This is a genomic window from Lysinibacillus sp. NPDC095746 (assembly GCF_044763535.1).
Classification (GTDB): domain Bacteria; phylum Bacillota; class Bacilli; order Bacillales_A; family Planococcaceae; genus Lysinibacillus.
The window spans coordinates 16,660-37,703 of sequence record NZ_JBIWGL010000025.1; the positions used below are offsets into that span (position 1 = coordinate 16,660).

The 21,044-nt window shown below is 36.0% G+C and carries 20 protein-coding genes; 14 read left to right on the plus strand and 6 right to left on the minus strand.

The window, feature by feature from the left end:
• Positions 1-4: 4 nt before the first annotated feature.
• Positions 5-1,426 (minus strand): S-layer homology domain-containing protein, encoded by a 1,422-nt coding sequence (locus tag ACIQ7N_RS17505; protein WP_402934357.1) that lies wholly within the window; start codon positions 1,424-1,426, stop codon positions 5-7.
• A gap of 720 nt (positions 1,427-2,146) precedes the next feature.
• On the opposite strand from ACIQ7N_RS17505, the gene ACIQ7N_RS17510 reads away from it, so the two are divergent.
• Positions 2,147-3,865 carry an HD-GYP domain-containing protein gene (locus ACIQ7N_RS17510; protein WP_402934359.1) on the plus strand — a complete coding sequence of 573 codons (1,719 nt, stop codon included), beginning with the start codon at positions 2,147-2,149 and terminating at the stop codon, positions 3,863-3,865.
• Positions 3,866-3,916: 51 nt separating this feature from the next.
• Here ACIQ7N_RS17510 and ACIQ7N_RS17515 read toward each other — a convergent pair whose 3' ends face one another.
• Positions 3,917-5,302, minus strand: a complete 1,386-nt coding sequence (locus ACIQ7N_RS17515) for a glycine--tRNA ligase (protein ID WP_402934361.1) — start codon at positions 5,300-5,302, stop codon at positions 3,917-3,919.
• A gap of 453 nt (positions 5,303-5,755) precedes the next feature.
• Here ACIQ7N_RS17515 and ccpN point away from each other — a divergent pair, with 453 nt between their 5' ends.
• The 12 genes from ccpN (at position 5,756) to ACIQ7N_RS17575 (ending at position 16,317) form a co-directional block, all read left to right on the plus strand.
• Positions 5,756-6,388, plus strand: a complete 633-nt coding sequence (gene ccpN / locus ACIQ7N_RS17520) for a transcriptional regulator CcpN (RefSeq protein WP_248716552.1) — start codon at positions 5,756-5,758, stop codon at positions 6,386-6,388.
• 19 nt (positions 6,389-6,407) lie between these two features.
• Entirely contained in the window at positions 6,408-7,220 is an 813-nt protein-coding gene (locus ACIQ7N_RS17525; protein WP_248716551.1) for a pyruvate, water dikinase regulatory protein, read from the plus strand.
• Positions 7,221-7,439: 219 nt separating this feature from the next.
• On the plus strand, positions 7,440-9,260 hold the full coding sequence (gene dnaG / locus ACIQ7N_RS17530) for a DNA primase (protein ID WP_132356814.1): 1,821 nt from the start codon (positions 7,440-7,442) through the stop codon (positions 9,258-9,260).
• Between the two features lie 32 nt (positions 9,261-9,292).
• Positions 9,293-10,420 (plus strand): RNA polymerase sigma factor RpoD, encoded by a 1,128-nt coding sequence (rpoD, locus tag ACIQ7N_RS17535; RefSeq protein WP_049663796.1) that lies wholly within the window; start codon positions 9,293-9,295, stop codon positions 10,418-10,420.
• 304 nt (positions 10,421-10,724) lie between these two features.
• On the plus strand, positions 10,725-11,285 hold the full coding sequence (locus ACIQ7N_RS17540; RefSeq protein WP_132356813.1) for a hypothetical protein: 561 nt from the start codon (positions 10,725-10,727) through the stop codon (positions 11,283-11,285).
• 438 nt (positions 11,286-11,723) lie between these two features.
• Positions 11,724-12,071 carry a c-type cytochrome gene (locus ACIQ7N_RS17545; protein WP_132356812.1) on the plus strand — a complete coding sequence of 116 codons (348 nt, stop codon included), beginning with the start codon at positions 11,724-11,726 and terminating at the stop codon, positions 12,069-12,071.
• 181 nt (positions 12,072-12,252) lie between these two features.
• Positions 12,253-12,945: a tRNA (adenine(22)-N(1))-methyltransferase gene (locus ACIQ7N_RS17550; protein ID WP_274067786.1), complete on the plus strand. Its 693-nt coding sequence runs from the start codon at positions 12,253-12,255 to the stop codon at positions 12,943-12,945.
• Position 12,946: 1 nt separating this feature from the next.
• Entirely contained in the window at positions 12,947-14,068 is a 1,122-nt protein-coding gene (locus tag ACIQ7N_RS17555) for a Nif3-like dinuclear metal center hexameric protein (RefSeq protein WP_402934367.1), read from the plus strand.
• A 15-nt stretch (positions 14,069-14,083) separates the two neighbouring features.
• On the plus strand, positions 14,084-14,308 hold the full coding sequence (locus ACIQ7N_RS17560) for a hypothetical protein (protein WP_402934370.1): 225 nt from the start codon (positions 14,084-14,086) through the stop codon (positions 14,306-14,308).
• 492 nt (positions 14,309-14,800) lie between these two features.
• Complete coding sequence (locus ACIQ7N_RS17565; RefSeq protein ID WP_402934373.1) at positions 14,801-15,049, plus strand: DUF2164 domain-containing protein; 249 nt, start codon at positions 14,801-14,803, stop codon at positions 15,047-15,049.
• A gap of 185 nt (positions 15,050-15,234) precedes the next feature.
• The gene (locus ACIQ7N_RS17570) at positions 15,235-15,771 is read left to right on the plus strand and encodes an NADPH-dependent FMN reductase (RefSeq protein ID WP_402934376.1); all 537 of its coding nucleotides are present in this window, start codon (positions 15,235-15,237) and stop codon (positions 15,769-15,771) included.
• Between the two features lie 36 nt (positions 15,772-15,807).
• Positions 15,808-16,317, plus strand: coding sequence for a PhzF family phenazine biosynthesis isomerase (locus ACIQ7N_RS17575; RefSeq protein WP_402934379.1), 510 nt, complete (start codon positions 15,808-15,810; stop codon positions 16,315-16,317).
• 63 nt (positions 16,318-16,380) lie between these two features.
• Here ACIQ7N_RS17575 and ACIQ7N_RS17580 read toward each other — a convergent pair whose 3' ends face one another.
• A complete protein-coding gene (locus tag ACIQ7N_RS17580) occupies positions 16,381-16,560 on the minus strand; it encodes a hypothetical protein (RefSeq protein ID WP_402934382.1) in 180 nt (59 codons plus the stop codon).
• A 247-nt stretch (positions 16,561-16,807) separates the two neighbouring features.
• Positions 16,808-17,344: a tubby C-terminal domain-like protein gene (locus tag ACIQ7N_RS17585; protein WP_402934385.1), complete on the minus strand. Its 537-nt coding sequence runs from the start codon at positions 17,342-17,344 to the stop codon at positions 16,808-16,810.
• A 591-nt stretch (positions 17,345-17,935) separates the two neighbouring features.
• Between ACIQ7N_RS17585 and ACIQ7N_RS17595 the strand changes: the two genes are divergently transcribed.
• Positions 17,936-18,199, plus strand: coding sequence for a hypothetical protein (locus tag ACIQ7N_RS17595; RefSeq protein WP_402934388.1), 264 nt, complete (start codon positions 17,936-17,938; stop codon positions 18,197-18,199).
• Positions 18,200-18,345: 146 nt separating this feature from the next.
• On the opposite strand, the gene ACIQ7N_RS17600 is transcribed toward ACIQ7N_RS17595, so the two are convergent.
• Positions 18,346-19,611 carry a dicarboxylate/amino acid:cation symporter gene (locus ACIQ7N_RS17600; protein WP_274067792.1) on the minus strand — a complete coding sequence of 422 codons (1,266 nt, stop codon included), beginning with the start codon at positions 19,609-19,611 and terminating at the stop codon, positions 18,346-18,348.
• Between the two features lie 282 nt (positions 19,612-19,893).
• A complete protein-coding gene (locus tag ACIQ7N_RS17605; RefSeq protein ID WP_402934392.1) occupies positions 19,894-20,943 on the minus strand; it encodes a TRAP transporter substrate-binding protein in 1,050 nt (349 codons plus the stop codon).
• Positions 20,944-21,044 lie beyond the last annotated feature (101 nt).

The window sequence follows — 21,044 nt, forward strand, 5'->3', positions numbered from 1 at the left end:
TATATTAATATTCTTCTGGATCTTCCAAGAACTCGTAAGAAGCAGCCCATTTATTAGCGATTTTTAGAAAATCAATATATAGATAAGCAGTTTCACCATTTTTACCTGTTATATGTAAAATAGATGTACCTTCTGCTAATGGTGTAACATTTACTTTCTTATCCTTTATTGTCGCTTTCACAGCAGCTGGCTCAGAATTAAATTTTTCTAAGGCAACATGTGTTGGCTCGAACGATAGATCGCTACTTGAAAACGTTAACTCATCTGTAACTTGATACAAATCAATACTACGCACGAAATCATATGTATTGACATCAGCAGCCATTGTTTGTTGTTGAGTACCGTTAGTGAAAGTAAGCATATATTGACCATTTTTAAAGATAGAAAGTGTAGCAGAATTATTCGTTGATTTAAAATTATATAATTCAGGAGATAAAGCTTGACCATCTGCAGTTTGAATACTTACCTTAGTAGGAACAAATTTTAAATTACTTTCCATCAAGTCTAGCGGTAAGTTTTCTGCATAATCCTCTTCTTTCACTTTTTGAAGCGTTGTTTGTAGCCTTCCGTTTACTTTCTTCACATTTACTAAGTAATAGACCTCGGTAAATTCTTCCGTATCCTCTTTAAAGCCCGTAATAACTAATTTTCCTGTGCCTTCTTTTAGCGGTTTAATTGTAATGGACTCTGTCATATAATCTTCTTCATCTTCAACCCATGTAAAGATGTCCTCTGCAGGGTTAATGCCGCCATAAGAAGCAAAGATATAGTCTTGCTTAAATTGGCTAGCAAAAATTGTGACGTTGCCTTGAGCTTTTTCAGCACGTACAACAAAAAGTGCTAACTGGGAGCGCTTTACATTAGTTTGTGGTCCGAAGGTAGTAGGCGTTGTACCTTTTGTAATGCTATTGGCAAAAAGTGTTTTTATATATGGTTCGTATTCGCTACCTTCGTCGACATCATCGAAAGGAATGTAAATGCCGTTTGTAATTGGTAATTTAAAACCTTTTACAATCATTTTTGACATTTGTCCACGTGTAATATTTTTAGTTGGGTTGAAATAGCCATTAGTTCCGCTAATAATACCTGCATTTGCTAAAGCAGCAATCGCGCCATAATTTGGATCGCCGGGTTTTATATCCTTAAAATTTGGATTTTTTACATGAACGGTATCTAGCTTTAAAATACCAGCTAAAATTTTCGCAGCTTGTGTACGAGTAATTGAATTCTCAGGTTTAAAAGTGCCATCGGGGTAGCCTGATATAATGCCACGTTGAGCTAAGTTAATAATAGCTTGACCTTCTTCAGATGACACATTTTTCACATCGGAGAATACCGATGCAGCATGTGCTGGGGGTGCAATGACAATAGCGCTTGTTGCTAGTGCTGATGCCATTGCGATGTGATAAAAACGATTGCTTTTCAAAAAAATTCCTCCAAAGTACATAAAAAATTTTTATAGCTAGGACCATCCTGTTAAATAGGTTGGAATCTCCATGGATTGTTAAATTATTGTTATTTAACATTTAAGATTAACTATAATACTTTATTTATATCAAAAAGATGAAGATGAGAATAGAGGGAATTATATGATGTTAAAAATTAACATGGATAAAATGCTTGTTCATCAACAAATATTAGATATCATTTCCTTATCGATTGGGACGTATTTTAGGTGAGATAAATCCTAATGTAAAATCATGGAGGGAAGTGTTTGTGGGATTTTTACTAGTAGTATTAGGACGAAATGAGTGATTTTTTTGCAATTTACAGAAAATATTATTTGTGATATAAAATATGCTTTTAGTTCTATTGTGTAGGATTTTATATCTTTTTCATGGTTGTTAATAGCTGTTGTTAAAAGAATAAATTAGATATAAATTACTGAATTTTGAATAGTTTTTAACATAAACATAGTAGTAACGATTCATTTGTATACCATAAACTAGTTGAAAAGGCATTTTAATCTATGATATTGTAAAAATAGATGATCTTTAACTTCTTTCAGCGTATGTCCAAACATCCGTTGAAAGAAGTTAAAGCCTCCAAAACGCAATTGTGCCGAGGCATAATTGATGAACAACGCAGTCTATCGAAGAAGGAGGGAGTCACATAATGCTTAGATATTGCATATGTGGCAGAAAATATGCTAAGAAAAGTGACGTTAAGTATTGATGAAGTTGAAGCCAATGATATTTTAGCTGAAGATATTTTTTCTGATTATCGTTTACTCGCTAAAAAAGATTTAGTTTTAACGGAACGAATTATTGCTTTACTTAAGCTTAGAAAAGTAGACGAACTATCTGTATATTTACCAACTAATTCAGTCCGAATTGTTCATGATTTAAGTATGCAGCGTACAAAGGATTGCTGGGATATATTTGCACCACTTCTCGATAAGAAGGATGACGTAGAGGAGTATAAAGATAAGGTGAATAACCTTTTTATGACTACATTAGAGAATGTTGTGCATGAATTGCGCTATGGTCAAATTTTAAAAAGTACCCAAGATACTACTTATGTACAAAGTGTTTTTGCGCAAATTTTAGAAAAAAAACATCGCTATGAATTACTTATGCGCTTAAAGGAATGGGATGAGTATTCCTTTGTTCATTCATTTGATGTTTTCGTTTTAGGTACTATCTTTGCACGTTATTTAGGTTTAACGGATATTGTAACGCTAGCAAGGGGCTATTTGTTCCATGATATTGGGAAGGTGTTTATCCCGCAAGAAATATTAAATTTAAAACGAAAATTATCAGAAGATGAGTTTGATATTGTTAAAACTCATACGACTAAAGGTTATGAGTTGCTCATAGAAAATGGGGAAGAGGATATTGCCTATTTAGCACGTGATCATCATGAACGCTTTGCCGGTAAAGGTTATCCGAATCAGCTTTGTGAGGACGATATGCGTGAGGGAGTTCAATTACTGCAAATTATAGATGTTTATTCAGCTATGACATCAAAGCGTGTATATCATTCGGGATATGCTGCAACAGATGCATTAGCTGTTTTATATCGTGATCGACATTTATATAACGAGAAATTTATGCACAAATTTGTAGAGTGCTTAGGGATTTATCCTGTTAACTCGGTCGTTCAATTATCTGATAATCGAAGTGCACAAGTAGAACTTGTCTATGATTTATTCCCAACGTTGCCTAAAGTTAAGTTGTTGGATGAACAAAAGTCAATGATTTTACCTTTAAATTATAATGTGAAAATTGCGAAAATGATTGATTATCGTGCGAACAGCTTTGAAGAAATTTTTAATTTATTTATAGAACAATTAATTCGTTGTGACGAAAATGGCTTAAGAGTCTACTTTAATAAATTAATAGATCATTTACATCCTAAAGAAATTATTTTAAAAATATTTTTACCTGCCTATCGAATTCTACGTTTATTAACAAGGGAAATTCAAACAGATGTGAAAAAATACAGGAACTCTATTACTATATTAAAGAAACTGTTAGAAGAGCAATTACATATATTGTATATGGATTATCAGCATGAGAAAACAACAATATTAGTTGTGGAAACTTCACTACGTGAAAATTTCTTTATTAAACTTGTGCAAAGTATTTTGTATATTGATAAAATTGTGCCGTTCTTTATTAATCCAGATGATGACCTGAGCATTACGCAATTAATGGAACATTGTAACGTAAATGTAGCGTACTTTATTGGGGAAGAATTGACAGTTGATAAGAGAGTTCGCACGATGCGAGAAGGAACATTCCTTTTTTATTCGCTTGTAGATATTGAGGAACTACTTATTAGCTTAGTAGGCATGAATATGAAAAGGTTTTCATTTGAGGAGAAGATGCAAGAGCGCTTGTTTTCATTATTAAAGACATAAGGAAAAGGGAGTCGCTTAAAAAATGCGACTCCCTCTTTATACTGATGAATTTTAGAATTGAAGATGTTTTTCGATGTATGCTTTCACATCTGTAATTGGCATACGAACTTGATCCATTGAATCGCGATGACGCACTGTAACTTGACCATCCTCTTTTGAGTCAAAATCGTAAGTGATACAGAATGGTGTACCAATTTCATCTTGACGACGGTAACGTTTACCGATTGATTGTGACTCGTCAAAGTCAACTGGGAACGATTTACGAAGCTCTGCCCAAACATCTGTAGCTTCATCCGAAAGCTTTTTAGAAAGTGGTAGAACTGCAGCTTTAAATGGTGCTAGAGCAGGGTGGAAGCGTAAAACTGTACGCTTATCATCGCCTTCAAGCTCTTCCTCGTCATAAGCATCGCAAAGGAATGCTAATGTTACACGGTCTGCACCTAAAGAAGGCTCGATACAATATGGAACATAACGTTCGTTTGATACTGGGTCAATGTAAGTGAAATCTTCACCAGAATGCTCCATATGCTGTTTTAAATCGAAATCTGTGCGATCCGCTACGCCCCATAGTTCGCCCCAACCGAATGGGAATTTAAATTCAATGTCAGTTGTAGCATTTGAGTAGTGAGACAATTCGTCTTCTTCATGATCACGAAGACGCATAGAATCTTCCTTCATGCCTAAATTTAATAACCAATTTTTACAAAATTCTTTCCAATATGCGTGCCATTCAAGGTCCTCGCCAGGCTTACAGAAAAATTCAAGTTCCATTTGTTCAAATTCACGTGTGCGGAAAGTGAAGTTACCTGGTGTAATTTCGTTACGGAATGATTTACCGATTTGTGCAATACCGAATGGTGTACGTTTACGCATTGAACGTTGTACGTTTTTAAAGTTCACGAAAATACCTTGTGCTGTTTCTGGGCGTAAATAAATTTCATTAGTAGAAGATTCTGTTACACCTTGGAATGTTTTAAACATTAAATTAAATTGACGAATATCTGTAAAATCAGCTTTACCACAATCCGGGCACACTACGTCATACTTCATCATCGTTTCTTTCATTTGATCAAATGTCATACCATCGACAATGATTTCATCGCCTTTTGCTAGCGCAGCGTCCTCGATGATTTTGTCAGCACGATGGCGCGCTTTACATGCTTTACAATCAATCATTGGGTCATTAAAGTTGCCAACGTGACCAGAAGCAACCCAAGCTTTTGGGTTCATTAAAATTGCAGCATCTATTCCAACATTGTGCTCTGATTCTTGGACAAACTTTTGCCACCACGCTTTTTTAACATTGTTTTTTAATTCAACACCTAGTGGACCGTAATCCCAAGTGTTTGCTAAGCCTCCGTAGATTTCAGAACCAGGGAAGACAAAGCCGCGATGCTTCGCTAAAGATACGATTGTTTCCATTGATTTGTTTGCCATAAAAAATAGCCTCCTTCATAGTTTTCACAGAGTGAACATTGATTTTGTTTTAGCGAATTTATGCAATTCGCTAGAGATTTTTTTAATTTAGGTAGGACTAAATTAAAAATAGCACCCGTCTCCGGGCACAATGAATGCCCAGGGACGAGTGCTAAAACCCGCGGTTCCACCCTGATTGTTTTAAACGCGTTGTTTAAAACCTCTTTTCAAAAAAGTTAGCTCAAGGAGTGCCTTTTCTCTGTTACTATGTAGACTTTCACCATCTTCTACTCGCTTTAAAGTGGAACAGATACTTTTTTCCTATCATCGCCTATAAAACGCAAATCGCTCGAAAATACATTTAGAGCAAGCGTATGTGTCAATATTGTAGCATGTAGTTCTTTTCTTCGCAATAATTATTAAAATAGTATATAATAATTAGAGCATAAGTATAACACTATTAGATTTGAGGCGGTGAGTCCAATCGAACTCAATAAACGTCAGGAAGACATTTTACAAATTGTGAAAGAAAACGGCCCAATCACAGGCGAACATATTGCAGAACGTCTCAATCTGACAAGAGCAACTTTAAGACCAGATTTAGCAATACTCACAATGGCGGGCTTTTTAGATGCTAGACCTCGTGTTGGCTATTTCTATTCAGGTAAAAAAGCATCCGTTACATTAACGGATAGTATTAACAATTTAAAAGTGAAAGATTTCCATTCAGGGCCAGTTGTTGTACCGGAAACAATGACTGTTTACGATGCGATTTGCTTCATGTTTTCAGAGGATGTTGGCACACTCTTTGTCGTAGATAAAAATGAGTTTTTAACAGGGGTACTTTCTCGAAAAGATTTACTACGAACAAGTATAGGCACGCAGGATTTAAACAAAATTCCTGTACATATAATTATGACACGAATGCCAAATATTTCGTACTGTGAGAGAGCAGATTCTTTAGTTGTTGCAGCGAATAAACTAATAGAACGAGAAGTTGATTCGCTACCAGTAGTAGAGCCACAAGAAGGTGGTTTGAAAATCGTTGGTCGTCTTACAAAAACAACGATTACACGAGCTTTCTTATCACTGGCACAGAATGACTAAATAGTTGAAGGAGAGCAACATGAAAAGACTACGGGTTTTTGTTGTATCTGATTCAGTCGGTGAAACTGGTGATCAAGTAGCGAAAGCGGTTATTAGCCAGTTTCGTCCTAGTTTGGAAAACACAGTAATTCGCCGTTTTCCTCATATACAATCAGAGGAGCTCATTCGGAAAATTGTATGCCTTGCAGCGAAACAGAATGCATTTATTGTATACACGCTTGTTCGCCAGGAGATGCGATCGTTATTACATGAACTGTGTGAGCATGAAAATGTCTATGCTGTCGACATCTTAGGGCCTGCTTTAAAAACAATGACAACATTTGTGGAAGAATTCCCATTAGAAGCACCAGGAATTGTTCACCAGCTAGATGATGATTATTTTAAAAAAATAGAGGCTATTGAATTTGCAGTAAAATATGATGATGGTAGAGATCCACGTGGTCTTTTACAGGCTGATATTGTGTTAGTCGGTGTTTCACGTACCTCTAAAACACCGTTATCACAATATTTAGCACATAAACGCTATAAGGTGGCGAACGTACCTTTAGTACCAGAAGTGGAGCCACCAGAAGAACTATTACAAATTGATCCGAAAAAATGTTTTGGTTTAATTATTTCTCCTGATAAATTAAACTCAATTAGAAAAGAGAGACTAATGTCTCTTGGATTGAATGATGATGCTATCTATGCGCAGCATAATCGAATATTAGAAGAAATCCAACATTTTGAAAAAATTGTCGCTACAATCGGTTGTAAGGTTATTGATGTGACAAATAAAGCTGTTGAGGAAACAGCGAACGTCATTATTGAGCATATCTCGAACTGTAAATAAGAAACGTATGATATAAACCACCTCATGTATAGAGGCGGTTTTTTTGAGTCGGTTTTGAAAATAGTATAGATAAAAACTAATTTTTGTTTTATAATAATAAAATTGTGGTAAAAATATTTATTAAGAGAAAAATCCTATTTTTTTGTCGAGAAATAAAGGATTTTTAAATCGGATAGCGAATTGTGTTTTAGAACGTAATTTAAAAGATGGTGATAAGATTTGGCAGGGAAGATTCCTGAAGAAGTGATTGAACAGATTCGCTCACAATCGGAGATTGTTGATGTCATAAGCGAATACATGCAGCTTACAAAGCGTGGGCGCAATTGGTTTGGGCTCTGTCCATTTCATGGAGAACAAACGCCATCTTTTTCTGTGTCATCAGACAAACAAATTTTCCATTGCTTTGGTTGTGGTGCAGGCGGTAATGCTATTACTTTTGTTATGGATATAGAAGGTATTTCTTTTCCTGACGCTGTCGTGAAACTTGGTGAACGTGTTGGCATACAGTTAGATATTGGGCCAAGTTTACCTGAAGTAACGAAAAAGGTATCTAAAGCGGAAGAAAGGATGAAAGAAGCTCACGCTTTTGCAGCAGATTTTTTTCATCATTTACTGTTAAATACTGAAGATGGTGAAGAACCTTTAAATTATTTGCTAGAAAGAGGATTTACAAGGGAACTTATAGAATCTAATAGCATTGGATGGTCTCTCCCAAGCTTTGATGCATTAACGATATTGCTTGAAAGAAAAGGTTATAACTTACAAGAAATCGCGGAAAGCGGTTTAGTAATCAAGCGTGAAGGGGAAGAACGCTATTTTGATCGTTTTAGAGGGCGTATTATGTTTCCCATTCGTGATGAGAACGGAAAGATTATAGCATTCTCAGGGCGAATCCTTTCATCTACTGGTGAAGAGGCAAAATATTTAAATAGTCCAGAATCACCAATTTTTCAAAAGAGTGAAGTGCTATATAACCTAGATAAAGCACGAACCTCGATTAGAAAAAATCGTCAAGTAGTATTGATGGAAGGGTTTATGGATGTTTTAGCAGCAACCTCTGTGGGTGTAACGAATGCTGTAGCAACAATGGGCACTTCGCTTACGAATCAGCATATCACAAAGCTAAAGCGCTTAGTAGAGCAGATTACGATTTGCTATGACGGTGATAATGCTGGGTTTGATGCGGCGAAAAGAGCAGCACAGTTACTTCAAACGGAACGTATGAAAGTCAATATTGCGGTGTTACCAGATAAGCTAGATCCCGATGAATACATTCGTAGTTTAGGTGGACAAGCCTTTAAAGAACAAATTTTGGAAAACCCTCATGCGTATATTGCTTTTATGATGATGCATGCTAGACGAAATAAGAACTTTCAGTTTGAAAATGATACGCTTCAATATATTCAAGAAGTTCTTGAACAACTGGTAGGTAGATCATCACCAGTTGAACGAGATTTGTATATAAGACAGCTATCGAAAGAAACAAACATCTCGGAAGAAGCGATTTATGCTCAATTCCGAAAGCTAGAGGCCAATCAGGTTCGTTCTGCAAAAGTAGAAATGCCTGTTCAAACGCCTTCGATGCCGGTCACTCAGCAACATAAGCCTATGGACGCAGCTGAACGTGCCGAACGTTTATTACTGGCTCATATGCTTCATAATATAGATGTAGTGGACAGGGTATTACGTAGTGAGCAAAAAGATCCATTTGTACGAGATGCTTATATGGCAGTTTTTGTTCGCTTAGTAGGATTTTATGAGGAATATGGTCATCCAGATTATCAGCGTTTTGTTGAGATATTAGATGACGCTGAATTACGCAAGATTGTAATGGAAGCGGCATTAGCGGAAAGAGATCCCGACCAAGCAGATGCAGAGGTCACAGACTCCATACGTCAGCTGCAAAAATATAGAATTGAGCAAGAAATTCAACAAAAGATGCATGAGTCAAAGGAAGCGGAGAAGATGCATGAGTATGCGCGTGCACTTGAAATCGCCCAACAGATTATTCATTTAAGAAAATCGTTATCGGCGATTTAACCCGATTCGGTTGTTTAGAAGGAGGAAGGTTTATGGCGGACAAGTCAGAACGTTCAAAAGAGGTAGAAGTAGAAATTACATTAGATGAAGCAAAAAAAATACTACAAGAAAAAGCAAAAACAGAAGGTGAAATTTCTATGAAGGAAATTTCAGAGAAATTAGCGCCTTATGAATTGGAGAACGAAGAGATTTTCCACTTTGCTGAGGATCTTGAAAAGGCTAAAGACATTCAAATCATTGGAAAAGAAGAGTTTGAAGAAGAGAGCTTAATGAAAGAAGAAGCAAACGAAGAGACTTTTGATTTAAATGATTTGAGTGTACCACCAGGTGTTAAAATAAATGACCCTGTACGTATGTATTTAAAAGAAATTGGTCGAGTTGATTTACTTTCTGCCGAGCAAGAAATTGCCTTAGCTGAGCGTATTGAGCAAGGTGACGAAGAAGCACGTAAACGCCTAGCTGAAGCGAACTTACGTCTTGTTGTATCGATTGCAAAGCGTTATGTCGGCCGTGGAATGCTATTCCTTGATTTAATTCAAGAGGGGAATATGGGTCTTATCAAAGCTGTTGAGAAATTTGACTACCGTAAAGGTTTTAAATTCTCTACTTATGCAACATGGTGGATTCGCCAAGCGATTACACGTGCAATTGCGGACCAAGCACGTACAATTCGAATTCCAGTGCATATGGTAGAAACCATTAATAAATTAATTCGTGTACAACGCCAATTACTACAAGACTTAGGTCGCGAGCCATCTCCAGAAGAAATTGGTGAGGAGATGGATTTAACACCTGAAAAAGTACGTGAAATTTTAAAAATTGCACAGGAACCAGTATCTCTTGAAACACCAATTGGAGAAGAAGATGATTCACATTTAGGAGACTTTATTGAGGATTCAGAAGCTCAATCTCCATCTGACCATGCAGCTTATGAATTGTTAAAAGAGCAATTAGAGGATGTGCTAGATACATTAACTGACCGTGAAGAAAATGTCCTTCGCTTACGTTTCGGTTTAGATGATGGTCGCACACGTACATTAGAAGAGGTAGGGAAGGTATTTGGTGTAACACGTGAACGTATTCGCCAAATTGAAGCGAAGGCTCTTAGAAAGCTACGTCACCCTTCTCGCAGCAAACGTTTAAAAGACTTCTTAGAATAAAGATAAAAAGTTGGGCTATCTAATTAGTAATGACTAATTGGATTGCCCTTTTTTTAGGCTACTATTATATTCGCATGAAATAGGAGAATACGTGTGAACGTGAAGTAAATACCCGCGCAAAATTTTCATCATTTTCCCTAGAACCTACTAAACATAGTAAATATTTTTTCGATAAATGTTATAGCGAGTAATTAGAATGAGTCAATCCTGATTATTTTTGCTACTTTATACAGATGTGTTATTAACAGTTTTAAGATAAAATTGGAATAACAACCATTATTAAGCAATGTTTGGAGTAAACACTATGACAAATCCTCGAAAAAAAATAATTTTGAATGAGATTTTGTTTTGGAAGCAAAATAAGCTATTACCAGAGCATTACTGTGATTTTTTAGCGGCTCTATATGCAGAGGGGTCAGATATAGAGGAGTTAGAACCAGTACATCATAAACAGGCTATATTCCCTTCAGAAAAGAGAAGGCTGCTACTTATAATTGCAGGTATATGTATTGCAATGATTACGTTGCTGTCTATTTATTTTACAATATCGTCCTTAATGATAATTTTAACGGTTGTCGTTGGCATAGCTGCAGTGATATTATTTTTGACGGCATTTCGAATGGCAAGAAAAAATGATCTTCTAGCCCCTGTTTTTCATTTGTTAGGTGCTATTTTATTATTTAGTATGTCTATTCGAATTTACACTACATATTTTAATGGCAATAATAGTGCATTGTTTTGCTTGATTGCAGCAAACTGTGGGGTTTGGCTTTGGTCAGGTTTAAAAATGAAGCTACTTTATTTTACGGTCTCAGGTGTCCTAGGTTTACTGGCATTGATTAGCTACTATATCATAAACGTATGATAGGAACTCATTTTGTAAAATAGTTTCGCTGACAAAGACAAGAATCTGTTTGCTTTCCAATAGCTAACGGATTCTTTTTTGTTTTAAAATTGTGTCTGTAATTGAGCTTACACTATGTTGATGAAGACTATAATCGTATAGCTTATTTAGCGAATGGATGATTACATAAAGAAATTTTGATTTTCTTAGTATATGACAGTGCAAAGAGAGGAAAGATAACAACGTGGAAGGAAGTCGTTCAGAAGATAATGGATAGTCCAAATATTGGGGATTTCAAGACATATTTTATCCAATAGTTACAGAAATGTCGAAATTGTTACAAACAAAGGAAAACTTAGCGAATAGGCTTTTCGTTTTATGGTTAATGAAGTACAATATTAGATGTTGACTGATTCTATATTATCATAGAAGTAGATTTACAATGAGGAGGGGAAACATATGAAAAACAATCCAGTCGTTCCTTACATCTTAATTTTAGCATTTGGTATTGGTCTTATTTTCTTTATGTCTTTAATGGGCGCAGAGAACAAAAAGGAAATCACTGCTGAAAAAGAGGGTGGTGGCGAAAAAACAGAAGCTACTGATGACTCTGCATTAGTACAATCTTGTGTTAGTTGTCATGGTACTGACTTAACTGGTGGTATGGGTCCAAATCTACACGGCAAAGATGAAGCTCGTATCGTAGATGTTTTAACAAACGGAATCCCAGGAACTCCAATGACGCCTGGTATGAAAAACGAAGCGGAAGCGAAAGCAATCGCTAAGTACATTTCAACTCTAAAATAGTCTAAAAAAGTAGCTGTACTGAAAGCGTTTAATCGTAATCAGTACAGCTACAATTTATTTATTTCCATTTCAGTTAATGAAAAATGGAGTTGCTCAAAATTTGAGTCAACTCCATTTGTTTTTTTTCACGACATCATACATACTAAGAAAGAACACTATTTAAGACAGGCGGTAAAAATAAATGAACGCACAAAAATTATCAAAGCGATTAGAAACAGTAGCAAAATATGTACCCTCTGGTGCAGTTGTAGCCGATATTGGTAGCGACCATGCATATTTGCCATGCTACTTAATTCATAAAGGTATTGCTTCTTACGCAATAGCAGGGGAAGTTGTGAAAGGACCATTTGAATCAGCAGTTGGACAAGTGCAAAAAGAAGGCTTAACAGAAAAAATTACAGTACGGCTCGCGAATGGCTTAGCGGCTGTCGAAGAAGCTGACCATGTAGATACAGTTACGATTGCCGGAATGGGTGGACCTCTTATTGTTTCCATTTTGGAGAAGCATCCTGAAAAATTGCAAGGGGTAACAAGGCTTATTTTGCAACCAAATATTCATGCTAAAGTGATTCGCGAATGGGCATTAGCAAATAATTGGGCAATCCAGGACGAAGAAATTTTAGAGGAAGACGAAAAAATTTATGAAATTCTTGTTTTGCAAAGAAGCACAATGACGTTATCGGAACCGGAAATTTTATTTGGTCCGAAATTAATGCAACGAAAATCACCATCATTTATAAAAAAATGGTCACGTGAAAAAGAAAATTGGCAGCGTGTATTAAAGTCCATTGAAGGGGCAGATCAAACACCTGAAATTGAAGAAAAACGTGCAGAGTTAGTAGCTCTACTCAATTTAGTGGAAGGGGTTCTATGAGATGAAAACAGTTAACGGTCAGGAAATTATACAATTGTTCGAATCATGGTCACCTAAAAAACTAGCATGTATGGAAAATGACCCAATTGGTCTTGCGATCGGTACATTAAATAAACCTGTTAGTAAAGTATTGGTCACATTAGATGTTAATGAAGCAGTAGCTGAGGAAGCTATTGCACAAGGATGTGAGCTAATAATAGCGCATCATCCACCGATTTTTAGACGACTTTCAAATATTCGTACGGACAATCCAGCTGGGCGTTTATATGAAAAGCTACTAAAAAATGATATTGCCGTTTATGCTGCACATACGAATTTAGATGTAGCTGAAGGCGGTGTTAACGATTTACTAGCGGATGCTTTACAGCTTGAAAACCGTTCTATTTTAGAAGAAACATATGCGGAAAATATGTTGAAGCTAGCAGTTTTTATACCGACTACAAATGCCAATGATTTACGTGAGGCATTAGCAAAAGCAGGAGCAGGTCGTATTGGAGATTATGAAGCGTGTAGCTATACTACATTAGGAGAAGGGCGTTTCCGTGCACTAGAAGGTGCAAATCCACATGTAGGTTCTATTGGTGAATTACATGTTGAAGAAGAAGTGAAAGTAGAAGTTGTATTTCCGGAATCTATAAAAAATCGTGTATTAAAGGCAATGTTAGACGCACATCCATATGAAGAACCAGCTTATGATATCATTCGCTTAGACCAGCAAACGAATGTAATGGGCTTAGGACGAGTTGGTTATTTACCACAAGAAATGACCCTTCAAGCATTTACGCAATTCGTCAAACAGCAGCTAGACGTACCCGCTGTCCGCGTTGTTGGTGATTTGCAGTCGAAGGTGAAAAAAGTTGCGCTTGTCGGTGGCGACGGCAATAAATATATCTATTCTGCGAAGCGTGCTGGGGCAGATGTATTTTTAACAGGAGATATGTATTTCCATACTGCACAGGATGCTCAAGCAATTGGTCTACAAATCGTAGACCCAGGACATCATGTGGAGAAAGTGATGATTGCAGGAGTAGCTAACAAGATGGCAAGAATGTGTGAGGATAAAAAATACTCTGTTGAATTTGTACAATCTACTATTCATACAGAACCTTTTTTATTCGTGTAAGAGAGGGGAATATCTATGGCGAATGAAAGACCTGCCGGCAATAAGGCCGGCAAGTTATGGATGATGGTTGGTTTGCTGATTGCTGTGTTTGGGGTAGGATTGACATTGATGACGAATACGATGAATGCCAAAAAAATTGATACTATGACAGAGCAATGTGAAAAAGGCGGGGGAGAAGCCATCGTCTCAAAGGAAAAGAATTTTCTATCAACAAACTATTCATTTAAATGTAAACAGTAAGAATAACAAGGCTGAATTATTGTATTTAATATAATTCAGTCTTTTTGTGTTGTTGCAAAACTATTGTGTCAAAAAATTAAGGTGTCTTATTAAATAAAGTATGATTTCCGTTCCAGCTGGGCGCGGGCGTCCAATGAGCCGCTTCACCCGCGTTGCTCGTGCTAGGGTCTCATCTGTGACGCTGAATCCCAAGGGTCGCCCAGAGTTCACTCCAATCAGCCACTTCACATAGTGTGTATTTTCAAGCGTGACACTCTAATTTATAGGAATAAAAAATGGGTGAAATTTATAAAAGTTCTACGCTTGTTGGAGTAGCCGGGAAAGTAAGTCCTCCTTATTTACACATTTTTCACCGAAGTTTCCTTGACTAATTTATTTTTCAACACTATTTAAAGGCCATAGTTAATAAAATTCAGTCTTTTTGTGTATGCATAGATTAATTTCTGAGTGTTATGATAGGTGAGTATATTGGAATGAGAGGAGAGCTTTGAATTGTTTATTCGTTTAACAAAAGAACAACAGGAAACAATAATCGCTGATATTCAACGTTTTTTCTATAATAATCGAGATGAGGACATTACAGAATTTGAAGCAGAAAGAATATTAGACTTTATAAAGGAAAATATTGCTCCCCATATTTATAATGCGGCTATCTCGGATGCAAAATATGTTATAGAAAGACAATATGCATCGATTGAGGATGAACTTGCAGCATTAGAAAGACCGATTAAAATAAAATAAATTAATCCGAATTAAATAACTGGAAATTTTCATAAATATATGATATTTTTACCTTGGATTAAAGATAATTCAATTCGAAGTAAAAAAAATGGTTCATTAACCTTGTACAACATGGCTAAGAGAACCGTTTTTAGAAAATGAATCGATTCGGTCACAATTAGAGGGATGAATGAAGGAGGAACAACATGTTGAAAATAGGGGTAATTTTAGGGAGTACGCGTGAAGGTCGTTTAAGTCCACAAGTGGGCGAATGGGTAAAGGAAGTCGCTGGAAAACGCGGTGATGCGGAATATGAAATTATTGATATTGCGGATTATAAACTACCACTTCTAGGCGAACCAGGTGGAGATGCTTCAGGAGCAGCTACATGGTCACAAAAAGTTGCTGCATGTGATGGCTTTGTTTTTATAGTTGGAGAGTATAACCATTCTATTACTGGGGCCTTAAAAAATGCATTAGACTACTTACGCGTGGAATGGAATAATAAGGCTGCAGGTATTGTTTCTTACGGTTCTGTTGGTGGAGCAAGAGCTGCTGAACATTTACGTGGAATTCTTGGTGAATTATTAGTCGCAGATGTCCGCGTCCATCCTGCTTTATCTTTATTTACAGATTTCGAAAACGGCACAGTATTTAAACCAAAGGATGTGCAAGCAGATTCAGTAAATCAAATGCTAGATCAACTTATCCAGTGGGCAACAGCTTTAAAAACAATTCGATAGGGCTTAGATAGATTAAGGCAGTATGTACAGTAAAAAGTGCATATTGCTTTTTTTATGCTTTATGGGCCACAATCTATTGGACTAACAGAGGAAGCGATACATCCTGAATTACCGATAGTCTATGGAAGTACAGGAATTTGGACATTGCTAGTACCTATAAAAAATTTATCTTACTTAGAAAAAATGACTCCGCAAACTACAGATTTTCCGGATGTCCTTGAAGAAATGCCAAAAGCATCCGTGCATTCTTTTTGCTTAGAGGTATTTGATAAGTATGCAGATATGCACGCACGACATTTTTCATCACCTTATTCTGGAACAATTGAAGATATAACTACAGGTACAGCCTCTGGTGTTATGGGAGCATATTTTGCAACGTATATGGATCGACAAGCACAATTGCCGAAAACACTAATTATTGAACAAGGGCAGGAACTCGGGAAGGATGGCCGTGTGCATGTACATGTAAAAAATGATGAGGGCAAATTGGCTATTTCTATTTCAGGAACCGCTGTATATGTGAAGGAGCTAAATGTGCAAATATAAAAAAGAGGCCGCTTAAAAACTTTTACTTAAGAAGCGGCCCCTTTTTGAATGCCATCCATTCGATTAATGTTTTATTTCTTCAATGACTTTTTCTTTTAAATCTGCATCCATAGAGGAAAGTTTAACGTTATTAGTGAGACGTTCTTGTAACTCTCTTTCTGTCATAATACCGCGTTCCTCTAGAATTTGAACAAGTAAATCTAGCGTCATTAAATTTTTAATGTCTGCTGCTTTTGTATTCATGTTAAATGCCTCCAAATGTATAGTATTTCTACCTCTTTAGTGTACTCCTTTTATAGAAGAGCTGCGTAAAATGGTCAAAACAAAGCGAATTTATTTCGTGTCCCGGAAGATATTGATTGATTCTAGCAGTAGTAAAAGGCATAAAAGAGCTAGCTTTTATGGGAAATCCCCGACAAGTGAAAAAAAACTCCTAATATTAGGAGTTTTTTTGTTCATCATCTATTTAAACCGTATGTATAATAGTCACCTAATTACTCATAGAGAATAATGCCTGATACAGAGTTGCTAGCAAAGCAACAAAGAGAGTATCGTCAGAGTTAAACAGTTTAAAAGCTATACCAGTACGCACAAGCTCAGTTTCTATATTACTAGCGCTTGCTATTTTTTCATCATTACAATATAAATAGGCGGTTGAAGTAAAATCCTTTTCAAAGCGAAAAGCGAGTCCATCCATTGTAAAAGAGTAGGAAGATTCAAGTAATTGAACCGTCTTCCGTTGTATCGGTAAAATGGATCCATCTGGCATAATAAGCTGATGGCTAACACCCTTTGTTAATAGTGTAGATTGCACTTGAAAAAGTGGTGCCCCTAACGTAGTGCGTGATTCATAGCGATGTGGTAATGACTGTTGTGCAGCAACTAGCATAACAGCATTGATTACTTTTCCAACGGATGAACGTTCCACCTTTTGTAGCACACAAACAGTCTCATGTTGTTCATTCACAATAGGAATATTTGAAAAGCTTTCGAAAGCTTTTGGGTAGGTAAGGGTAAATGTAGTCATAAAAAAGCCTCCAATCTACTTACTATACGGAGAAGCTTTACTCTAGGTTTCATCTTCAATAAAAATTTTGATAGTTAAAGAGGTCCATTCAGACGGTTTAAAGGTCCATCATTTTTATTAACTACATGGTAATTAAAAGATACTAATTTTGCAAATAGCAGTAAATGATCAAAAGTTTATAAATCAGGTCGGTTAGATTACAGCGGAATGGAATAAGTTCACGTATAAGTACGACACTAATAACAATATCAAATACATTGAACAAAAAGACTATAATACTTTAAATCAATTAACACAAGAAACGTATGATGATATGCAAATGGATTACACATATGATCAGGTTGGTAATCGTCTTTCAAAAACGGTGAGTAAAGCAGGTACTTACCAATATAATGGAGCCAATTAATTAGTTTATGTGAATAATCAACAGTCGTATAAGCTGATGATGATGGAAATTTAATAAGTGATGGTGTATATTCGTATGAATGGAATGCGTTTGATCAGCTAACGAAAGTAAAAAATAATGCTGGCATTGTCATCACGGAATATCTCTATAAAAAGGTTTATTTTAATATAAGGGGGATTAAGACAATGATAGAAGACCTACTATCAGGATTAGTGCCACAAGGAAGTAATGCATTAGATACCCAGAAAATTGATAAACATATTAATTATTTATTAAGTGAAAATTGGTTTAAAGAACTATATGAAAACGAAAAGTATAGACATTTATTATATACGAATCGAAAAGTTAGATCCTATTTAGAAAGTAAAAGAAGAGTAGACAAACTAATAGTGAATGATAAAAAAAGAAAAAAATTAATAGAATTAATGGCGAATCAATTGAAAAATTAGAATAATAGAGGTATCGAAAAGTTAGATTGACTTTTTATGCAAGCAACAAATGGTGTACATTTGATTTTAAAAATGAAATATGGAGTTTAACACTGAAAAGGCTGGCCGATAATGTGAATTTCTTCACTACCGGACAGCCTTTCATTTTAATGTTGAGTTGTGACTTCTCCTGCAAGTGCACGTTTTTCTTGCTCTGGATCGAATTCTTTTTCCATTTTTGAAACGACAACTGTTGCTACACCATTACCAATTAAGTTTGTAACGGCGCGAGCCTCTGACATAAAGCGGTCGACCCCGATTAAAAGGGCAATTCCTTCTACTGGAATCATTGGGAAGGCTGCTAATGTTGCTGCGAGTGTAATAAAGCCAGAGCCTGTTACACCGGCTGCACCTTTAGATGTTAGCATTAAAATAGCTAGTAATGTAATTTGATGCCAAACATCTAAATCCACTCCATAAGCTTGTGCGATAAAAATAGCCGCCATAGATAAGTAGATGGACGTACCATCTAAGTTAAAGGAGTACCCCGTTGGAATAACAAGCCCAACGACTTGTTTAGAGCAACCATAGTTTTCTAATTTACGCATCATCGAAGGTAGGGCAGATTCTGATGATGATGTTCCAATAACGATAAAAATTTCATCTTTAATATATTTAATAAACTTAAAGATACTGAATCCAAAGTAACGTGTAATAAGACCAATGATGACTACGATAAAGATAAACATTGTAATATAAACGGAAAGCATTAAAAATCCTAAGTTTCCTAGTGATTTAAGACCGAAGTTTCCGATTGTGTAGCTCATAGCGCCAAATGCACCAATCGGGGAAACTTTCATGACCATATTAACAATTTTAAAGAATATATCTGCAACTTGTTCGAAAAATTTAATAACTGGTTTAGCGGGTTCACCAATAGCTGCAGCAGCTATGCCGAATAAAACAGCGGAGAATAAAACAGGTAATAACTCGCCATTTGCAAGTGCACCGACAACATTATCAGGTATAATTTGCATGATAAATGCACCAATACCATGCTCTGTAGCGGCTGCTGCCTCTGTATATTGGGAAACATCTGCACCGTTCGCAGCAGCTGTATTAAAGCCTTTACCAGGTTTTACGATATTGACAACGATTAAACCGATCGCTAATGCGAAAGTAGAGACAATTTCAAAATAAATTAATGCCTTCCCGCCAATTTTACCAACCTTTTTTACATCGCCCATACTACCAATTCCAATAACAACTGTTAAGAAAATGATAGGAGCTATTAACATCTTAATTAATTTAATAAAAATATCTGCTAATATTTTCAACTTCGCTCCGAATTCAGGGAACGTAGCACCTACAATAATACCTAGCACAATAGCAATCAGGACTTGTACTGTTAAGTTTTTAAAATTTATACGCATAAAGTTCTCCCCTAACACTGTTTATGAATATTATGTGAACGCTTTCATGAGGTTATCTTAGCTGAAATTTTCCGACAATAGTTTTTATGACCGTAAAGTTTCTATTGTTCATTTTGTTCAATTTTAGTTGGGAGATCAGTAAAACTAGTGATATCAAGGGTTTTAAGCTGTTTTATAGTAGTTTTGCAGTTTTAGAAACTATTATAATACACAAGAAAAAATCCCCACGCTAGTGAGGATTTTATCATTAATGAACAAAAGTATGAATCGCACAGTAATACTTTAAGGAGAAACAATTTTTTCAATTTCTGATAAAACATCATTTTCTTGTACATTGTTTCTATAAAAATCATAAACAGGCGCTAGTTTGTCCTTAAAGCGTTGGCGTTCCTTATTACTCATCGTATAGATTTCAAAGTTTTCCTGCTGCTTAAGTTTTTGCAAATCTTCTTCGTTCATTTCTACTGCTTGTTCAAATTGCCAGTCTGTTGTTTCTTTCATAGCCTCCATTATCTGTTGTTGGATATCTGAAGGTAAGGATCTCCAAAATTTGTCATTCATTAAAACAGCGTATCCTAAAATGCCGTGCTTAGTTAATGTCATATGTTTCTGCACTTTATAGAAACCTTTAGAATAAATATTTGACGCTGTATTTTCCTGAGCATTAATCGTATTCGATTCTAAATCAGTAAAAACCTCGCTAAAAGAAGTCGGGATTGGTGTAGCCCCAACTACCTCGAATTGCTTTTCAAGGGTTTTACTTGGCATTGTACGGACACGTAAGCCTTTTAAATCCTCAAATGTATGGATAGGGTGATCGACAGAGGTTAAATGTTTAAAGCCATTATGCCAAAAGCCCAGTCCTTTAATATGAAAAGGCTTAAGCTCATTTAACAATTGTTCACCGATCGAACCTGTCAGTACCTCATGTACTTCATCATCCGTATTAAAAAGGTATGGTAAATCAAGAACCTGCCAAATTGGTATATAGGATGTCATCTTTGAGAAAGTAGGGATAATCATTTCTACTTGTCCATTTTGCAAAGCCTGAAACTCGTTTTCATCATTAAACAAGGAGGAGTTTGGGTAAACGTGTACCTTCACCTTGCCATTTGTTTTTTTCTCAACAAGCTCGGCGAATTTACTTGCCGCCTGTCCTTTTGGTGTATTCTCAGCAACAACATGACTTAAATGAATCGTAATTTGCGTATTCAAACCTTTTTGCTCATCGTCATAGGGAAGAGGCTTGGCGAATAGTAAGCCTTGTTGAACACCAAACGCTATCGTTAACAATAAAACGGTTGCAATTGTACCAATAATAAATTTTTTCATCTATTACACCTAATTTATTCGTATTTTCTGATGTTTTTGTTATTCTAACATATGGAGTAAGTTAAAATATAGTAAGAGGGAGGCGTACATCTTGAAATTTC